Here is a 19,734-nt window from a genome sequence, read left to right as displayed (position 1 = left end):
TTTCATCTCTGGGGTAATCGAGGGGAGCCTAAGAGTTGTCTTACCTGATCGCGACACCTGAGGTGCTGGCAGCGGCGTCGGCCCACCTGAACGGGATCGGGGCGGCGCTCAGCGAAGCCAACGCCGCGGCAGCCGTTGCCACCACGCAACTGTTGCCCGCCGCCGCCGACGAGGTATCGGCCGCTATCGCGACGTTGTTTGGCACCTTCGGCCAGGAGTATCACGCCCTTTCGGTTCAGACGGCGCTGTATCAGGAGCGCTTCGCGCAGGCGTTGACGGGCAGTGCGACTGCCTACGCGACAGCCGAGTCGATCAACCTGGGGCCGTTGCAGCCGTTGCTGGATCTGATCAACGCGCCCACCCGCTTCCTGCTGGGACGCCCGCTGATCGGCGACGGCTTTGACGGGGCGCCGGGCACCGGGCAGGCCGGCGGCGCCGGCGGCCTCTTGTTCGGCAATGGCGGCAACGGCGGCTCCGGCGCGGACGGTCAGGTCGGCGGCGCCGGTGGGGCCGGCGGGTTCTTGTTCGGCAACGGCGGTCACGGCGGGGCCGGCGGAGCGGGCGCGGCTGGCGGTCCCGGCGGTACCGGCGGGCTGTTCAGCGGCAATGGTGGTAACGGCGGGGCCGGTGGACCCGGCGCTTTCGGCAAAGCCGGCGGGGCTGGCGGTGCCGGTGGGGCTGCCGGTTTCTGGGGTATCGGCGGGGCTGGCGGAGCCGGCGGCGCGGGCGGTAACGGCGGCGCGGGCGGTAACGGCGGCGCGGGCGGTGCCGGTGGGTTGTTCGGCGGCGCCGGCGGGTTCGGCGGAGCCGGCGGTGTCGGTGGCGACGGCGTGATCAACCAAGCGGGTGGCGACGGCGGGGCCGGCGGGGCCGGCGGCCAGAACCGGGCCTTGTTCGGCGGGGCCGGCGGGGCCGGCGGATCCGGAGGCGCCGGCGGCAACGGTGGCGCAGGGTTGGAGGGCGATGCCGGCGGCGGTGTCGGCGGGACCGGAGCGGCCGGCGGTAACGGCGGCGCCGGTGGGGCCGGCGGGGCCGACCGCGCGATCATGGGCGGCGTCGGCGGGGCCGGCGGCAATGGCGGGGCCGGCGGCTTCGGCGGTACGGGTGGCAACGGTGGTACCGGCGTCGGCTCCAACGTGGACGGTGGCAACGCCGGCGCCGGCGGAGCCGGCGGAAACGGCGGTGCGGCCGGCATCGGCGGCACCGCGCCGTTCGGTGCGCCGGGAGCCACGGGCGTGGCCGGCAATGGTGGCCAGGGCGGCACCGGCGGTGTTGGCGGCCAAGGTGACATCGGCACCACGGGTAACAACGGGAAGGCCGGTGGCGCCGGCGGCGCCGGCGGGCAAGGTGGCCAGGGCGGTGCCGGTAACGGCGGCGTCAACGGTTCCGGCGGCGCGGGCGGCACCGGGGGCGCGGGCGGTCAGGGCGGCGCAGGCGCCGACGACACGCTCGGCGGCGTCGGCAGCGCTACCGACGGAGGTAGCGGCGGCGCGGGCGGCGCTGGCGGCAAGGGCGGCGCGGTCGGGATCGGCGGCATCGGCGGGAACGTCGGTGCCTCCGGCACCGGGGGCGCCGGAGGCACCGGGGGCGCGGGCGGCGCCGGCACGCTGGCCGGCTCCGACGGGGGTACCGGTGGCCAGGGCGGACAAGGTGGCCAGGGCGGACAAGGCGCCGACGCCGCGGTCGGCACCATCGGCCACACCGGCGGCATGGGTGGTCAGGGCGGTAAGGGCGGTCAGGGCGGCGCGTCCGACAGCGGGGTTAACGGCGACGGTGGCGCCGGAGGTATCGGCGGCCAAGGCGGCCAGGGTGGCAACGGTTACGCCGACGACGGTCGCAACAACGCCACCGCCGGCGGCGCCGGCGGCACCGGCGGCGCCGCGGGCCTCGGCGGGCTTGCCGGGGCCGGCAATGGCATCGCTGGCAACAACGGCTCGCTCGGCACCGGTGGCACCGGCGGGACCGGCGGAACGGGCGGGGCGGGTGCCCAGGGCGCGGCATCCACCACTCCCGGTGCTGCCGGCGGGACCGGTGGCGATGGCGCCGCGGGGGGTAAGGGCGGCCAGGGTGGCGACGGCCTCGGCGGCACCAACGGCGACGGTGGCCTCGGCGGCACCGGAGGAGCCGGCGGCAAGGGCGGTGCCGGCTTGGACGGCAACGGCAGCAATGCCGCCACCGACGGCGGCAACGGCGGCAAAGGTGGTGCGGCGGGTCTCGGCGGAGATGCGGGCATCAACGGCACTGGCGGCGCCGCGGGCAGCGCGGGCACCGGGGGCGTCGGCGGCCAAGGCGGCACCGGCGGCGCCGGGGCCAACGGCGCCGACGCCACGTCCACCGCAGCCGCGAAGGCCGGCGGCGCGGGTGGGGCCGGCGGGCAAGGCGGGCAGGGCGGTGACGGCAACGGCGGCACCAACGGCAGCGGCGGCGCCGGCGGTCTCGGCGGAGCCGGTGGCAAGGGCGGCAAAGGCTTCAACGGCGCCGGCGATAACGCGGTCACAGCCGGCGGCGACGGCGGCGCCGGCGGCAAGGGCGGCACGGGCGGTGCGACCGGCACCGGTGGCGCAGGTGGAACCGTGGGCGACGGTGGGGACGCCGGGGCTGGCGGTGACGGCGGTGCCGGGGGCATCGGTGCCGTTGGCGCGGCCGGAAAAGACGGCGGTGTCGGTGGTGCCGGCGGGGCTGGCGGTGCCGGCGGCGTGGGTGGCGACGCCGGCGGCGCAGGCGGGAAGAGCGGCAGCGGCGGCGATGGCGGCCGCGGTGGGGACGGTGGCCTTGGTGGTGCTGGCTTCAACGGCACCGCCACCAGTGCCGCCACCGACGGCGGCACTGGTGGTAGCGGCGGCAACGGCGGGGTCGGTGGGGCGGCCGGTTCGGTCGGCACCGGCGGAGAGGTCGGTGACGGCGGGAACGCAGGAGCGGGTGGTGACGGCGGTGTCGGCGGCGTGGGCGCCGCGGGTACGGCTGGCAAGGCCGGCGGTGACGGCGGCGCCGGCGGCGCCGGCGGTCAGGGCGGCGTAGGCGGTAGCGCCGGTGGAGTCGACGGAATCAGCGGTGACGGCGGGTCGGCCGGTAGCGGCGGCAAGGGCGGCAAGGGCGGCGATGGCTTCGACGGCACGGCCACTGACGCGGCCACCGATGGCGGCAACGGCGGCGCCGGCGGCAACGGCGGGGTCGGCGGGCTGGCCGGGGCCGTCGGCAAGGACGGGGTCGTCGGCAACGGCGGTGACGCCGGCGCTGGTGGCGACGGTGGTGTCGGTGGCGTGGGCTCCGCGGGTGCGGCCGGCAAGGCTGGCGGGGACGGCGGTGCGGGCGGTGCCGGTGGCGCTGGCGGCATGGGCGGTGACGCCGGCGGAATGGACGGAACCAAGGGTGACGGTGGGGCGGCCGGGAAAGGCGGGGCCGGCGGCCAGGGTGGCGCGGGCTTTAACGGCGCCGCTACCCAGGCGGCCACCGCCGGTGGCAAGGGCGGTGCCGGTGGTGACGGCGGTGTCGGCGGGCTGGCCGGGGCAGTCGGCAAGGACGGGGTCGTGGGCAACGGCGGTGACGCCGGCGCCGGTGGCGAAGGTGGTGCCGGCGGCGCCGGTGCAGCGGGTGCGGTTGGTAAGGCCGGCGGTGACGGCGCCGCAGGTGGAGCTGGTGGCCAAGGCGGCGTAGGCGGCAACGCCGGTGGATCCGCCGGTGTCAGCGGCAAGGGCGGCTCCGGTGGTGCCGGCGGCGTCGGCGGTCAGGGTGGCGCCGGCGCTGCCGAGGACGCCACCAACAGCGCGACCGCCGGTGGCAGCGGTGGCGCGGGCGGCGACGGCGGCGCAGCCGGCACGGCCGGTTCCGTTGGGACCGGCGGCACCGCCGGCGTTGCGGGCGTCGGCGGCGCTGGCGGGGACGGCGGCGTGGGCGGCAGCGCCACCAAGAGTGGCAGCGTGGCCGGCACCGGTGGCGCGGGCGGCAAAGGTGGCAACGGCGGGCAGGGTGCCGCCAGCTTGGCCGGCGACACCGGATCGGTTGGTGGTGAAGGCGGCCAGGGCGGCCAGGGTGGCCAGGGCGGCAACGCCGTCACCGGCGCGACCAACGGCACCGGTGGCGCCGGGGGCGAGGGCGGTCGGGGTGGCCAGGGCGGCGCCGGGTACGACGACGACGGCAGTGACAACGCCACCGACGGCGGCCAGGGCGGTCAGGGCGGCAAGGGCGGCCTGGGCGGCGCCGCCGGCACTGGCGGCTTAGGGGGCGCCGCGGGCGCGGCGGGCACGGGCGGCGTCGGCGGCACCGGCGGTACCGGCGGCAACACCGACATCGCCGGCCACGCGGCAGGCGCCGGCGGCGTCGGCGGTACCGGCGGCGACGGCGCCCAAGGCGCCACCGCCACCACTGGCAACGTCGGCAGCGAAGGTGGCGCTGGTGGGGCCGGCGGTCTCGGTGGCCAGGGCGGTACCGGTGTCGACATCCACGGCGATGGCGGCGCCGGCGGTACCGGCGGCAAGGGCGGCCAGGGCGGCACCGGGTTCAATGACGACGGCAGCAACAACGCCACCGCCGGCGGTACCGGCGGCAAGGGCGGCGCCGCTGGTCTGGGTGGCGCTGCCGGCGGTGCCGGGGCGGCCGATGGCGCCGTGGGCACCGGTGGTGCTGGCGGCACGGGTGGCACCGGCGGGGCCGGTGCGCAAGGCTCCACCGGAACCGTCGGCAACAACGGCGGCACCGGCGGCAATGGCGCCGCGGGCGGCAAAGGCGGCCAAGGCGGCGACGGAAACGGCGGCACGGCCGGCAACGGTGGCCTTGGCGGCCAGGGCGGCACGGGCGGCAAGGGCGGCACCGGGTACGCCGACGACGGCAACAACAACGCGACCGCCGGCGGTATGGGTGGTACCGGTGGCACCGCCGGACTTGGCGGCCTTGCTGGCGACCCGGGCGTCGGGGGTACCGCTGGCGTCGACGGTAGTGCCGGAACTGGTGGGGACGGCGGTCAGGGCGGCACCGGCGGCGCCGGCGCGAAAGGCGCTACCGCCACCGCCAATAACCCAGGCGGCACCGGTGGCACCGGCGGCGCCGGCGGCCAGGGTGGTCTCGGCGGTGGCGGAAACGGCGGCACCAATGGCAACGGCGGGGCTGGCGGTCTCGGCGGCAAGGGTGGCCAGGGCGGCACCGGCTTCGCCGACACCGGCAGTAACAACGCGACCGCGGGTGGCGCCGGTGGTACCGGGGGCAATGGCGGCAAGGGCGGGGCGGCCGGATCCGGCGGCACCGGTGGTTCTGCGGGCGCTGCGGGTGACGGTGGGGCCGGCGGCGTCGGCGGCACTGGCGGCGCCGCCACTACGGCAGACAGCATCGCCGGTGCGGGTGGTGCGGGCGGCAAGGGCGGCCAAGGTGGCCAAGGTGCCTCCGGCCAGTCCGGCGGGAACGGCCTGTCCGGCGGTAAAGGCGGCGAGGGCGGCGCCGGCGGCCAGGGCGGCAATGCCGTCGCTGGTGCCACCAACGGCAACGGTGGTCAGGGCGGACAGGGCGGTGCCGGCGGCACCGGCGGCGCGGGCTACAACGACGACGGCAGCGGCAACCCCGGCGACGGCGGAACCGGAGGGGTCGGCGGCACTGGTGGCGTGGGCGGAGCGGCCGGCACCGGCGGCACCGGCGGCACCGCGGGCAACGCGGGCGCCGGCGGCGCCGGCGGCACCGGCGGCAAGGGCGGTGCCAACATCACCGACGGCGGTACCGCCGGTGCGGGCGGTCAAGGTGGAACCGCCGGTAAGGGCGGCGCCGCGACCGCAGGGACAAACGGCGGCGCTGGTGGTCAGGGTGGTCAAGGTGGCCAAGGCGGCGCCGACAACAGCGTCGGCGGCGGCACCGGCGGCAAGGGTGGTGCCGGTGGCGTCGGTGGCGAGGGCATCGCCGGAGCCGACAGCAAGGCGTCCGGCGTCGTCGGCGGCAACGGCGGCGCGGGTGGTGCCGGCGGCGCAGGCGGCCAGGGCGGCAATTCCGTCAACGGCACCAACGGCAGCGGCGGCGAAGGCGGTGTCGGTGGTGAAGGTGGCGCCGGCGGCAAGGGCTTCGACGACACCGGCAAGGGCGGTGCCAGCGCTGGTGGCGTCGGCGGCGCCGGCGGTCAGGGTGGTGCCGGCGGTGCGGTGGGCACCGGTGGCACCGGCGGCACCGCGGGTAGCGCGGGCGACGGCGGCAAGGGCGGCGCCGGTGGCGCCGGTGGCAGCACCACGCAAGCCGGTGGCAAGGCCGCGGCCGGTGGCGCGGGCGGCAAGGGCGGCCAAGGCGGCGCCGACGGTGGCGCCGGCGCTGGCACCGGCGGCCAGGGCGGTACCGGCGGCCAGGGCGGTAAGGCCGCGGATAACGGCATCGGCGGTGTCGGCGGCGTAGGTGGCATCGGCGGCACCGGCGGCAGCAGCACCTTTACGAACGGCGGCACCGGCGGCCAGGGCGGCACCGGCGGCAACGGCGGTGACTCCGGCACCAACGGCCAAGGCGGCAACGGCGGAGCGGGCGGTACCGGCGGTACTGGCGGCACGGGCAGCCTTGGCAACGAAGGCGATGGTGGACTACCCGGCGACAGTGGCGGCATCCACACCGACACCACTGGCGGCACCGGCGGCACCGGCGGCGCTGGAGGCGCCGGCTCGCCCTAATCCGGGCTGCCGCGGACGCCGAGCGGTCGCATGCCGTCGCCGAGTGTCACGCCAGCGTGGCGCTGCACGTCGAGCGCCGCGCCAGCGTGACGGTCGGCGTCAGAGTTCCGCGCGGACCTCGCGCGCCGCGGCGACCATGTTGCGCAGCGACGCGGTCACCTCGTCGACGGTGCGGGTCTTGAGACCGCAGTCGGGATTGACCCACAGCCGTTCGGCCGGCACCGCGCGCAAGGCCGCACGCAGCGACTCGGCCATCTCCGCGGTGCTGGGCACCCGCGGCGAGTGGATGTCGTAAACACCCGGTCCCACGCTGTTGGCGAAGCCGACCGCGTTGAGGTCGTCCAGCACCTCCATGCGCGATCGCGCCGCCTCGATGGAAGTCACATCGGCGTCCAGGTCGGCGATGGCGCCGATGATCTCGCCGAATTCCGAGTAACACAGGTGAGTGTGGATCTGCGTCGAATCGGCGACGCCGGAGGTGGCCAGACGGAAAGAGCCTACGGCCCAACGCAAATACTCCTTCTGGTCCGCACGGCGCAGCGGCAGTAGCTCACGCAGCGCGGGCTCGTCCACCTGGATCACGGCAATACCGGCGGCTTCCAGGTCCACGGTCTCGTCGCGAATGGCCAGCGCCACTTGGTAGGCGGTGTCGGCCAATGGCTGGTCGTCGCGCACGAACGACCACGCCAGGATGGTGACGGGCCCGGTGAGCATCCCCTTGACCGGCTTCTCGGTCAGCGATTGTGCGTACGAGATCCAGTCCACCGTCATCGGTTGGGTGCGGGACACGTCGCCGTACAGGATCGGCGGACGTACACAGCGGCTGCCGTACGACTGCACCCAGCCGTTCTGCGTGGCGAAGAAGCCCTCCAGCTGTTCGGCGAAGTACTGCACCATGTCGTTGCGTTCCGGCTCACCGTGGACTAGCACGTCCAGCCCCAGTTGCTCCTGCAACTCGATGACGTCGGCGATCTCGGCCCGCATCCGCCGGACGTACTCGGCATGGTCGATCTCGCCGGCCCGCAGGGCGGCTCGTGCCTTGCGAATCGCCGGGGTCTGCGGATACGAACCGATCGTCGTCGTCGGCAGGGGCGGCAGCTGCAGCCGGGCGTCCTGGCTGGCGCGGCGCTGCGCCGCCTCACCCCGGTGGGTGCCCGACGCGACGATCGAGTCGATGCGGCTTCGCACCTGCTCGTTGCGCAGACGCGGATCGCGCTTGCGCGATGCGACCGCGGCATTGGACGCCGCGATCTCGTCCGCAATCCTTCCGGCGGCGTCGCGTCCCTCGCGCAGTGCCTTCGCGAGCACGACGACCTCACCCACCTTCTCGGCCCCGAACGCCAGCCAGCTGCGCAAGGCGTCGTCCAGGTCGGTTTCCGGTTCCAGCGAATACGGCACATGCATGGTGGAACACGACGTCGACACCGCAATGGCGCCGGCCGATCCGTGTAGCGAAGCCAGCTTGTCCAGCGCCGCCTCCAGGTCTGTGCGCCAGATGTTGCGTCCGTCGACGACGCCCGCGACCAGTGTTTTGTCGGCCAGTTCCGGCGCACCGGCCACCGACGTTTGCGCGCCGGCCACGAAATCGACACCGATGGCCTCGACCGGGGTGCGGGCCAGGGCCGCCAACGCGGGGCCGGGATCGCCGAAATAGGTGGCGACGTAAATCGCCGGCCGGTTCTTCACCTTGCCCAAGGTGTTGTAGACGGCCTCGGCCAGCGCGGGTGCGTCCGGCGAGATGTCGGTCACCAGCACGGGTTCATCGAACTGCACCCACTCGGCGCCGCTGTCGGCGAGCAGTGCGAGCAGTTCGGAGTAGATCGGGAGCAGTTCGATCAGCCGCCCGATCGGTCGAGCCGTGCCGTCCACCCCCTTGCTCAGCAACAGGAAGGTGAGCGGGCCGATGACGACCGGGCGGGCTGGAATGCCTTGCGCCTGAGCCTCTTTCAGCTCGGACAGCACCTTGTCGGGGTGCAGCGCGAACTTGGTCGACGGCCCGATCTCGGGTACCAGGTAGTGGTAGTTGGTATCGAACCACTTCGTCATCTCAAGCGGCGCGATGTCCTCGTTCCCCCGCGCGGCCGCAAAGTACCGATCAAGGTCGTCGGAGATCTTGTCGACCCGCGCCGGCAGCGCACCGAGCAGAACCGCGGTGTCGAGCATCTGGTCGTAGTACGAGAAGGTGTTCACCGGGATCGAATCCAGGCCTGCGGCGGCCAATCCCGCCCAGGTGTCGCGACGCAGGTCGGCTGCGATGGACTCGAGGTCGGAGCGGGTGGTGCGCCCGGCCCAATAGCCCTCGGTGGCGCGTTTCAGTTCGCGGCGCGGGCCTATGCGGGGAGAGCCAATGATGGTCGCGGTGAATGATTTTCGATTTGCCAGCTGGATCACGAGACGGTCCTTCAATCGACGGGGTGGTCACCGCCCGCGGACGAATAGCCGATCCGGTTTGCGGTGCACATCCAGGCGCATAACCACTACCGGTACGACCAAACGCCCATTCCACGAGGCGCTGAGCCGCCGGACGCGGCGCGTCCGGCACAGCCGGCAGGTCTTCGGACTCACAGGCGCGCACCCGGTGGTGCTCCTACTGGCCGTCGCTTCCCAGTCCCGGATTTCTAGGGACCAGTGCCTTATGACGGCGGTCGTTCCTGCATACCGCTGCGGGACAGTCCCGGACTCGCACCGGGTTCCCTCTCACGAGGCGTCATGCTTCGTTTCGATGCCGGCGCCACCTGGGCGTCGGCAGACCGACTGCACGGTCAAGGCTACGCCGGGCCTGCACGTGCGTCTCGGCGGTTCCGTTGGCTCGATCCGATCGTCTGCACCAGGGGGTTTTTCGGTGAGCAAGTCGGCCATCTCTATGGGCCTGTGCAAAGAGCACATTAATTTGCTTACGCGTTAGTGAATTTGACCAATGCTCAGCTGTGCTGCACCCGGAATTGTGACAAATCGCACTTCCGCACCCTGATCGTCCGGGGGTCGGTCCTGCCATTTGTTGTCTCTTTAGCCGGCATTGATCGCAGATTCCGGCTGTCGCCGGCTGGGAGGTCGCGGGATGTCGTTCATCAGTGTTGCACCGGAATTGTTGTCAGTGGCGGCCGCGGATTTGGTAGAGATCGGGACGTCGATCGGTACGGCGAATGCGGGGGCGGCGGCGTCGACCACGGCCGTGCTGGCCGCGGCCGAGGATGAGGTGTCGACCGCGATCGCGGCGTTGTTCGGCGCACACGGTCGGGAATATCAGGTCCTGAGCACCCGGCTGGCGCTGTTTCAGGACCAGTTTGTGCGGGCGCTCGCCACAGGGGCGGATTCGTATGCGAGCGCCGAGTCGGCCAATGTTGCGCAGGTTTTGCTGGACGCGGTGAACTGGCCGACCCAAACGTTGTTGGGGCGTCCGTTGATTGGTGATGGTGTGAGCGGGTTGGCCCCGGGGGAGTCGGGTGGTCCGGGCGGGTTGTTGGTTGGCAACGGCGGTGCCGGCGCGGCTGGCGGCGTAGGCCAGGTCGGCGGAAACGGCGGTGCGGCCGGGATCTTCGGTGTGGGCGGGACCGGGGGTGCGGGCGGAGCTGGCGCCGCCGGTGGGACCGGGGGTGCCGGCGGATGGTTGTTTGGCGCGGGCGGCGCTGGTGGCGTTGGCGGATCCGGTGCAGGCACCGGGGGCGCCGGTGGCAGCGCAGGGATCTTCGGCAATGGCGGGGTCGGCGGCATGGGCGGGGTCGGTGGCGGGACCGGCGGGGTCGGCGGTAATGCCGGGTACTTCGGCAGTGGCGGCGCGGGTGGTGTCGGCGGTACGGGCACAGCCGGTATGGACGGGCTGGTGACGGGTGCCCCCGGTGACCCCGGTTCCGCCGGTAACCCAGCCGGGAACGGGGGCAACGGATCTGGCGGTGGAGCTGGCGCTGCCGGTGGTACCGGTGGAGCGGGCGGCCGCGGGGGTTTGCTGATCGGTGACGGCGGCGCCGGCGGCGCCGGCGGCGTTGGCGGTGCCGGCGGGGTTGGCGCGGCCGGTGGTGTGGGTGGGGCGGGTGCCCATGGCACGGCGAACCCGCTGGGCGCCGGTGGTGACGGCGCGATTGGTGGCAACGGTGGCCTTGGTGGGTCCGGTGGGTCCGGCGGTGACGGTGGTGTGGGTGGCGCCGGCGGCGCCAGTGGTCTGTTGGGGAAGGCCGGGCTGGCCGGAAATGGGGGTGCTGGCGGTTCCGGGGGGCTGGGCGGGGCGGCCGGTGACGGTGGCGCCGGCGGCGATGGGGGCACCGGATTGGTTGCCGGTAACGGCGGGGCGGGCGGCCGTGGTGGTGACGCGGGTATTGGCGGTGCCGGTGGTAAGGGCGGCGCTGCGGGCGGGGTTGGCGGGCGGACTGGCGCGGCCGGTGCGACCGCCGGTGATCACGGAGCGGGTGACGGCGGTAACGGCGGGGCTGGCGGTAACGGCGCGGCGGCAACGGAGGCCGGTGGCGACGGTGGTCGGGGTGGGGCCGGCGGTGATGCCGGCGTCGTGGGCAATGGTGGGGTCGGTGGTAGGGGCGGCGACGGGATGGCCGGGAAGGATGGTGTGTCGCGCGTCGATGCGGGAAGCGGATCGGGCGGAACGGGCGACGTCGGTGGGGCCGGTGGTGTCGGCGGGGCTGGCGGCGCGGGCGGAACCCTGGCCGGTAACGGCGGTGATGGTGGCGCCGGGGGCAAAGGCGGGGCCGGCGGTGCCGGCGGCAAGGGAGCCAACGGTGAATTCCGCCCGGGGGCGGGCAGCAAGGGCGCGGATGGTTTTGATGGCGGCATCGGCGGGGCAGGCGGTTCCGGCGGCGCCGGCGGGGCCGGCGGTGCGGCGCAAGCGACTTCGGGTCACGCCGGCAGCCAGGGTGTCGGAGGCGCCGGCGGTGACGGTGGCGCCGGCGGGATCGCCGGAGACGGCGCCAGGGGCGCAACCGGCTCCTGGAGCGTCAACCAGGGCACCGGCTTTGGCACCGGCGGGGCCGGCGGGAAGGGTGGTGACCCGGGCGCCGGTGGCGCCGGAGGTGCCGGCGGTGCCAGCACCACCGCCGCGGGTGTCGACGGTGCTCATGGCCTCAGCCCGACCACCGGTGGCAACGGCGGCCGCGGCGGCTTCGGGGCTCCTGGCAACGCTACCTCGCCGAATGGAGGCGCCGGCGGTGCCGGGGGCGACGGTGGGCGGGTGGGCAACGGCGGGGCTGGCGGCGTGGGCGGCAACGGCCTGGCCGGTGCAGACGGCACCACGTTCGGGGAAGCGGGTTCCTCCGGTACCGACGGCGGCAACGGCGGAAACGGCGGGGCCGGCGGGGCTGGCGGTAAGGGCGGGGCCGACGGGGGCGACGGTGGGGTCGGTGGGGGCGGTGGTAATGGCGGCTCCGGCGGGATCGGCGGGGACGGGCGAGACGGTGACAATGGCTCAACCTTGGGAGCGAACGGTCAGGACGGGGGGCACGCAGGTAAGGGCGGCAACGGCGGGACCGGCGGAAACGGGGGGACTGGCGGCACCGCGAGTGCGAATGGAAACGCGGGCATCGATGGCGTGGGTGGTGCCGGCGGCAAGGGCGGGGTCGGCGGCGTCGCCGGCAACGGCGGTAACGGCGCCGCCGGCACATGGGGCGTCAACGATGGCGTCGGTGGAAAAGGTGGGAATGGAGGCAACAGCGGTGCCGGCGGAGTCGGTGGGGCCGGCGGCTCCGGCTCCACCAACGGGGAAAACGGCAGCACCAGCACCACGTTCGGCGGCAGCGGGAATGGCGGCAATGGCGGCAGCGGCGCCGACAACACCGCGTTCGGCGCCCCCGGAGCGGCCGGTGGCCGCGGCGGCGACGGCGGTCTGTACGGCAACGGTGGTAACGGTGGCGCCGGCGGCGCCGGCGGCCAGGGCACCCCAGGTCTCTCGTTCGGTAGTAAGGGCCAATCCGGTGGTGACGGCGGCACCGGCGGGATGGGCGGGGCCGGCGGTGCCGGCGGTGATGGCGGCAAGCTGGGCGGCTTCGGCGGGAAGGGCGGTACCGGCGGGGTCGGCGGCACAGGCGGCAACGGCGCCGACGGCGTCGCTGGTGCCGACGCCACCACGCAAGGCGGCAACGGTCAGGCCGGGGGATCCGGCGGTAAGGGCGGTTCGGGCGGCATAGGCGGTGACGGCGGCGCCGGCGGGAAAGGGTACGTCGGTTTAAATGGCCAACAAGGGGTCGGCGGTGCCGGTGGTGCCGGCGGTAATGCCGGAAGCGGCGCCAACGGCGGTCACGGGGCCAGTGCCCCCGACACCGCTATGGGTGGGGCAGCCAACGGCGGTAGCGGCGGCAACGGCGGCAACGCCGGTGCCGCGGGTGTAGGGGGCGCCGGGGGAGGCGGATCCCAACCAGGTCAGAACGGTGCGACCGGCCAGGCAGCCCACGGCGGCAACGGCGGCAATGGCGGCAACGCCGGCATCGACATCCTCAGCGGTAACGGCGGGACCGGCGGCGCCGGCGGGCATGGCGGTGACGGCGGGTCTATCGGCAACGGCGGTACCGGCGGACGGGGCGGCGACGGCGGCTTTCCCTCGACCTTCGGCCAAGCGGGCACGGGTGGCGCGGGGGGCAATGGCGGCAATGGGGGGCAACTGAGCGGCAATGGTGGCACTGGCGGGGCCGGCGGAAGCGGCGGCATCGGCATCCGCCCCGGCCAGGTCGGTGGCGCCGGCGGCGTCGGCGGTGACGGGGGCGCGGCTGGAAAGGTCGGCAACGGCGGGACCGGCGGCGCCGGCGGTACGGGCGGGGGCGGCGGCGAGAACGCCATCGGCGGAACCGGAGGAACCGGTGGCGCCGGTGGCGCCGGTGGCACCACCAACGGCAACGGTGGAGCGGGCGGAGCCGGCGGTAAGGGCGGCACCGGCGGGATCGGCGCCACGGGACAACAGGGCAGCACGGGCGGCAAAGGCACGTTTGACGCTGGCGCCGGCGGCACCGGCGGTGGCGGCGGCGAAGGGGGAGTCGGTGGCACCGGCGCGACCGGTGGTGCCGGTGGAAACGGTGGGGCCGGCGGCACAGCGGTAGCCGGCACGAAGGGCGCTCAAGGCGTGGGCGGGGCCGGCGGCACCGGCGGCCAGGGCGGCACCGGTGGTACGGGCGGCACGGGTGGCGGCGGCGCCGACGGCGACATCTTCAACCCGAAGGGCGGCACCGGTGGGAAGGGTGGCGTCGGCGGACAAGCCGGCGCGGGTGGTTCCGGCGGTGCCGGCGGCGCGGGCTCGACCCCCGGCGCGACCGGCGGGACCGGCGCAGTCGGCGTGGGCGGGACGGGTGGCACCGGTGGGGCCGGCGGTCTCGGCTCGGCGTTGGGACCCGGAGGCACTGGTGGCACGGGCGGCGACGGGGGCTCGAGCTCCGTGGGAGCCGGCGGGACTGGCGGCACGGGTGGCAAGGGTGGTGACGGCCGTGACGGTTCCGCTGGCGGGCTGGGCGGAAACGGCGGAAACGGCGGAAGCGGCCTCCGGGATGGCGGCGACGGTGGCAAAGGCGGCACGGGCGGTAACGGCGGTACCGGCGGCTTCGAAGGCAAAGCCGGTTCCGGCGGTCGAGGTGGCACCGGTGGCTCCGGCGGCTCGGGGCATCTCGGAACCGCTGTGGTGGCGGGCGGCAGCGGTAGTGCCGGCGACTTCGGCGGTCCCGGAAACGGGGCCCAGCCCGGTTCCGGTGGAGGCGGCGGAACGGGCGGCGACGGTGGGCATGTGTAACCAGTGCCCGACCGCGATCGGACCTGCGCTCAGCCTGCCAGCGCCTCCTCGATGGGCACATCGCCATTGTTGAACTCGATGGTGCGACGAATGGTCGAGTCGTCCTGCAGCGTCGCGGCGACGACGAGTGCAACGTCTGCCCGCGACACCTGGCCCTTGGCCTTACCGACTTCGATATGACCGGTCGGCGGCTCCAGCGTGAGCCGTCCCGGCCCCAACACCGTCCAGTCGAGATCACTGGCACGCAGGTGAGCATCCGCGGCCGCCTTGGCTTCCGCATAGTGGAAGAACGAATCAGATTCTGGCACCCCATGATTGGGGCCGGCACCGAAGTACGACACCATCACGAACCGCTTGACGCCCGCCTGCGCGGCGGCGTCGATCACCCGGATGGCGGCGTCACGGTCGACCGCATAGGTGCGGGCCGGGTTTCCGCCCCCAGCGCCGGCGGAGAACACCACCGCGTCATGCCCGGCCAGCAGTTCGGCTAGCGCGTCGGTATCGAGTTGTTCGATGTCGGCGGTGACCGGTGTGGCTCCGGTGGCCGCGACGTCCTCGGTGTGATCGGGATTGCGAAAGACCGAACTCACCGTGTCGCCGCGGTCGCTCAGGATGCGGGCGAGATGCAGCGCGACCTTGCCGTGGCCGCCGATAACGATGATGTGCGCCATCCCCCGACGCTAGCGCGGCACTTGACTTGCGTGGCGGTTGCGGGTGCTATCCGCCGCGGACGGCGGCTCCGCGTAGCACCGTGTCGCGGGCCAGGATGAGCGAGGCACGCGTCCCCGCCGTGCGCACGATGTTCTCCGGAATCCACTGCACGCCGATGACCGCTCGGGCCAACATCGCCGTGGAGGGCGCGTCAATCCGAATTGCGCCCGACCGAATGCCTTCGGACAGTAAGGATTTCATCTGCCGCAGCCGGGTTGTATACGACCAGCCCGGGTTGGCGGTCGGCGGCGATTGCCGCATCCAGGCCAGCTGAATCCGAAACTCGTCGGAAAACTGATCCAGCGCATTGACATTGACCCAACTCAATGCGTCCAGCTTCTCGATCGGCGTCGCGTCAGAGCGCAGGACGCGGATCCAACCGGCTTCCACCTTCTGACCGAACGACCGCATGATCGAGTCGAGCAGTTCATCCTTGGAGCCGATGACCCGGTATACGGTTCCGGTACCGAGGCCGGCCGCGGCGGCGATGTCTCGGATGGTGGTGGACTCATAACCCTTGCGGCCGAACTCGGTTCGCGCGACGGCGCGCAGGTGCGCGGCCTTGTCGCTGGCATCCGCCTCGCCGTCGTCGGCCCACGAAGCGATGATGTCGTTGGCCGCGGTGAAGGCGTTCGACTTGTCCAAAGCCGCGTCACTCGGCGGTTCGGCAGCCAGGCCTTGCAGGATGATGCGGCAGAGCAGGGTGGCGACCTGGTCGGCGGACGCCTTTTCGCGCATCACGTCCAGTCCCACTTGCAGCATCGTCTGGCAAATCCGGTCGGCCAACGTGGGCAGGTCGATGTCGGAGCGGATGTAGCCGCTCCACCGGGCGGCGCGCAGCGTCTGCAGCATCGCCTCTTGGATCGCGGTGGGCCACTGGCGCGTCAACTGCACCAACTCGGGGTCGGAGCTGGGGCCCTCGTAGAAGGACATCTGCAAAGCGGCGCTGTGTCGGACCGCGCATTGGGCGATCTCCGAGCCGAGTTCGGTGATCTGTTCCGCTGCGGGCCGGGCGTCGGCCTCGTCCAAGCGTGCCATCGCGGCCGCCCCGATGCGATTCAGATCGGCCTGGTACCGACGAATCAACTCGACCAGGATCGCCTCTTTGGACTCGAAATGGTGGTAGAGGCTTCCCGGGAGAATGCCTGCGGCATCGGCGATTTCCTGCAGCGAGGTGCGCAAGCCCGTTGAGGCGATCAGCGATGCCGCGGTCTCGAGGATCTCAGTGCGGCGGGTACCGGTGTCGGTTGCGCTGTCGGTCATGGTCGGCCGGACGCCACCCCGGAGGATTCCAGTGCCGGCACCATGCGACTTCGCCCTCCCACCGAACCAAATCTTTGTTAGAGGCTATCAGATTTGCAACGACAAACGCGCTGCTCGAGGCGCTACGGCCAGCATCGTCACCATCCTAGATCGGTCCGCCTTCCCATAGTTTGTGTCCACCTTCGGGACCGTCAGGTCGTTATGCCGAGTTTTGCGATGATGGCGAATACTTCCTCGAAGATCGAACCGGGCACCGTGAACGGCTCAGTCGCCGACACTTCGGACAGGTGCGCCACGATGTCGTCCGCGGTCGGCTCGCTGTCGCGTTCCGCGAACCAGCCGTCGCCGAGTCCGACGAATACCCGGGCAAAACGACCGGCGCACGCCGAGTAGTTCTGATGGGTCAGGTGGCAGTCTCGGCTCGCCAGAAAGGCAATGATGGGCACCACCAGTTCCGGCTTGATCACCTTGAGGAACCCGATTTCCTCCAGAACTTTCGGGTCTCCGACGGTTTCGGTCACCATGCGCGAAAACCCAAATGGCAGCACAGTATTCGACAGGATGCCGTGTTCGGCGCCTTCGATCGCGATGACGTTCGACAGTCCGACCAGCCCGGCCTTGGCCGCGGCATAGTGGGCTGACATCGGCTGTCCGAACATGCCCGCCGAGGAGGAAATGAAGACGAACCGGCCGTACTTCTGCCTCTTCATCACCCGGTACGCCGGCTGGCTCAGATAGAAGCCGCCGTCGAGGTGCACGGCGAGCAGCTTGCGCCAGTCGTCGACCGACAGCTCGTCGAAGGCAACGGTGCCGAAGATACCCGCGTTGCTGATCACCGCATCGAGCCGGCCGAAGCGCTCCACCGCCAAGTCGACGATGGCCTCGCCACCTTCTGGGCTGGCCACCGAATGGTGGGACGCCACCGCCGTACCGCCCGCCCTCTCGATCTCGGCGACCACCTCGTCGGCCACTGTCGTATCGGCACCTTCGCCGTGCATGGTGCCGCCCAGGTCATTGACCACCACCGACGCGCCCCGCCGGGCCAACTCCAGGGCGTACAGTCGCCCCAGGCCGCGACCCGCGCCGGTGACCACCGCGACCTGGTCGGTGAAATCGATCACAGGACGGCACCTTTCGCCGTGGCGAGCTGGGCGCCGAGCTCGGTGAGGTAACGGTCGGGGCTGCCCAGGAACGCGCTCCAGCCCAGCAGGCGCTTGAGGTAGAGGTGAGCGTCGTGCTCCCAGGTGTACCCGATCCCACCGAACACCTGGATCGCGGTGTCGCCCACGGTCGCCAGTCGTCCGGAGAACGCCTTGGCGCGCACCGCGGTCAGGTGCCGCTCGACGGGATCCGCGTGGTCGGCCGCCCACAGGGCATGAATGACACCGCTGCGGCTCAGTTCGACGGCTTCGTACATGTCGACACACAGGTGCTGGACGGCTTGGAACGACCCGATGGCTTGGCCGAACTGCGTTCGGGTCTTTGCGTACTCGACGGCCAGTTGCATGACGGCACGGGCGGCGCCGAGCGCGTCGGCGGCCCTCGCGATGAGCACGTCGTCGACGACCGCGCCGACGTCGTCGGGTGTAAACGCACCCAGTCGCTGCGAGATCACGCCGTCAAGGTTGACGCGAAATTGCTTGTGTGTTGGGTCGATACAGCTTTCGGGTGTCGCCGTAACGCCGGAGTCGCTGGAATGCACCGCGAAGAGCGCACCCCCGGCGACGACAAGGAGGACACTCGCTGCGCCAGCATCAGAAACGGCCGTCAGCTCGCCGCTCAGCAGGAAATCCCCATCCCGATCGACGGCCTCTACCGACGTGCCACTGAGAAATCCGACCGTGGCGATCGTAGTGCCGTCGGCGATTCCGGTGAACAGTTTGGTGGCTGCGTCGCCCGCCCCAAGCCGGCTCAGCGCGCGTGTCGCGGCTACCGCGCTGGACAACCACGGGCCCGGATGCAGGGCTGCGCCCAGTTCTTCCGCGACGATCCCGGCCTCGACCATTGTCATGCCGGCACCGCCGTAATCCGTCGGCACCAACAGCCCGATCGCGCCGAGGTCGGCCAGACCACGCCAGACGTGTTCGGTGGTGCCGGTCGGATCGTCCAGCAGTTGCCGCACATGCCCGGAAACCGGTGCCTTCTCGGCCAGGAAACGCCGCACCGTGTCTTGCAGTGCGACCTGTTCGTCGGTGAATTCGAGGTTCATCGGCGCGGCAACCCCAGTACGCGTTGTGCGGTGATGTTCTTGTTGATCTGGGTGGTGCCACCGGCGATGGTCAGCGAACGCGACGTCAGCCGGTAGTCGCACCACCGGTCGGTGCCCAGGACGTCAAACGCCAAGGCGGCCAATTCCTGTCCGGTCTCACCCCACACCGTCTTGGCCAGGCTCGCGGTGCCGAAGGCCACCACTTCCGAACCACCGTGCAAAGACGCCGATATCGCGCGCTGGCAGAGGATTTCAAGATACTTGATGCGCAGCGCCACCTCGCCTAGGCGTCGTTGTGTCACCGGGTCGCCGCCCACCTTGGCCGCGGCGAAGTCGGCCACCAGTTCCTCCAGGCGAACCTGCATCTCAGCGTAAAGTCGCGCGGCACCCGCGCGCTCGTGACTCAACGTGGTGGTGGCCACCTGCCAACCGCCATTGAGCGGACCGAGCAAGGCGTCCGCGGGCACCCGCGCGTCGTGAAAGAACACCTCGGCGAAGTCGGCTTCGCCATTCAGCGTGACCAGGGGCCGAACCTCGATGCCCGGCAACGTCATGTCGACGATCAAGCAGGAAATTCCCTTGTGCTTCGGGGCATCTGGATCGGTCCGTACGTACAGCTGGCACCATTGCGCCCGATGCCCCAGCGACGTCCAGATCTTCTGTCCGTTGACGACGAACTGGTCGCCGTCGCGGACCGCGCGGGTACGCAGCGAGGCCAGATCCGATCCCGCCTCGGGTTCGGACATGCCCTGGCACCAGATGTCGTCCGCGCGCATCATCCGAGGGAGCAACGTGGTCTTCTGCTCTTCGGTGCCATGTTGCATGATCGCCGGGGCTATGTTGTTCATACCGATGACGTTGAGCGGCAACGGCGCCCGAGCTCGCGTGGTCTCTTCGGTGTAGACCAGTTGCTCCAGTATGGTCGCGCCGCGGCCGCCGTACTCGCGCGGCCAGGACACCGCCGCCCAACCCGCGTCGGCCATCGTCGCGTTCCACGCGCGCAGCTTCTCGAATAGTGCGTCGTCGCTGCCCGGTTGGCGGCGAGCAGTTCGCAGCTCATCGGTCAGATTCTCGGCAAGCCAAGAGCGGAGCTCGTCGCGGAACTGTTCCACTTCCGCCGGGTAAGAGAAATCCACGTGTCTTCTGGGTCCCTCGTCATCGCGGGATTGACTGTGTGCCAAGCTGGACTCTACGGTGGAACAGATATTTGGTCAAACTTT

Annotated in this window: 8 protein-coding genes and 1 riboswitch; of the genes, 2 read left to right on the top strand and 6 right to left on the bottom strand. The window is 72.3% G+C overall.

The window, feature by feature from the left end:
- Window positions 1–35: 35 nt before the first annotated feature.
- Entirely contained in the window at window positions 36–6,623 is a 6,588-nt protein-coding gene (locus G6N68_RS21460) for a PE family protein (protein ID WP_163716650.1), read from the top strand.
- A 99-nt stretch (window positions 6,624–6,722) separates the two neighbouring features.
- Here the strand turns inward: G6N68_RS21460 and metE are convergent, their stop codons facing one another.
- Complete coding sequence (gene metE, locus G6N68_RS21455; RefSeq protein ID WP_163716646.1) at window positions 6,723–9,014, bottom strand: 5-methyltetrahydropteroyltriglutamate--homocysteine S-methyltransferase; 2,292 nt, start codon at window positions 9,012–9,014, stop codon at window positions 6,723–6,725.
- A gap of 138 nt (window positions 9,015–9,152) precedes the next feature.
- A riboswitch (cobalamin riboswitch) is annotated at window positions 9,153–9,390 on the bottom strand.
- 291 nt (window positions 9,391–9,681) lie between these two features.
- Here metE and G6N68_RS21450 point away from each other — a divergent pair.
- Entirely contained in the window at window positions 9,682–14,331 is a 4,650-nt protein-coding gene (locus G6N68_RS21450) for a PE family protein (protein WP_163716643.1), read from the top strand.
- Window positions 14,332–14,360: 29 nt separating this feature from the next.
- Here the strand turns inward: G6N68_RS21450 and G6N68_RS21445 are convergent, their stop codons facing one another.
- From G6N68_RS21445 to G6N68_RS21425, 5 genes are all read right to left on the bottom strand, one after another.
- Window positions 14,361–15,002, bottom strand: coding sequence for an SDR family oxidoreductase (locus tag G6N68_RS21445; protein WP_163716640.1), 642 nt, complete (start codon window positions 15,000–15,002; stop codon window positions 14,361–14,363).
- Window positions 15,003–15,048: 46 nt separating this feature from the next.
- On the bottom strand, window positions 15,049–16,305 hold the full coding sequence (locus G6N68_RS21440; RefSeq protein WP_163716637.1) for a TetR/AcrR family transcriptional regulator: 1,257 nt from the start codon (window positions 16,303–16,305) through the stop codon (window positions 15,049–15,051).
- A 191-nt stretch (window positions 16,306–16,496) separates the two neighbouring features.
- A complete protein-coding gene (locus G6N68_RS21435) occupies window positions 16,497–17,426 on the bottom strand; it encodes an SDR family NAD(P)-dependent oxidoreductase (RefSeq protein WP_163716634.1) in 930 nt (309 codons plus the stop codon).
- A complete protein-coding gene (locus G6N68_RS21430; RefSeq protein ID WP_163716630.1) occupies window positions 17,423–18,514 on the bottom strand; it encodes an acyl-CoA dehydrogenase family protein in 1,092 nt (363 codons plus the stop codon). Before G6N68_RS21430 ends, G6N68_RS21435 begins: the two co-directional genes overlap by 4 nt.
- Window positions 18,511–19,650, bottom strand: coding sequence for an acyl-CoA dehydrogenase family protein (locus G6N68_RS21425; protein ID WP_163716626.1), 1,140 nt, complete (start codon window positions 19,648–19,650; stop codon window positions 18,511–18,513). The genes G6N68_RS21430 and G6N68_RS21425 overlap by 4 nt, the downstream gene beginning before the upstream one ends.
- Window positions 19,651–19,734 lie beyond the last annotated feature (84 nt).

The sequence above is a fragment of the Mycobacterium bourgelatii genome (genome assembly GCF_010723575.1).
Taxonomy (GTDB): domain Bacteria; phylum Actinomycetota; class Actinomycetes; order Mycobacteriales; family Mycobacteriaceae; genus Mycobacterium; species Mycobacterium bourgelatii.
The sequence above is the reverse complement of the archived record's forward strand: the minus strand, read 5'-3'. Positions and strand labels throughout refer to the sequence as shown.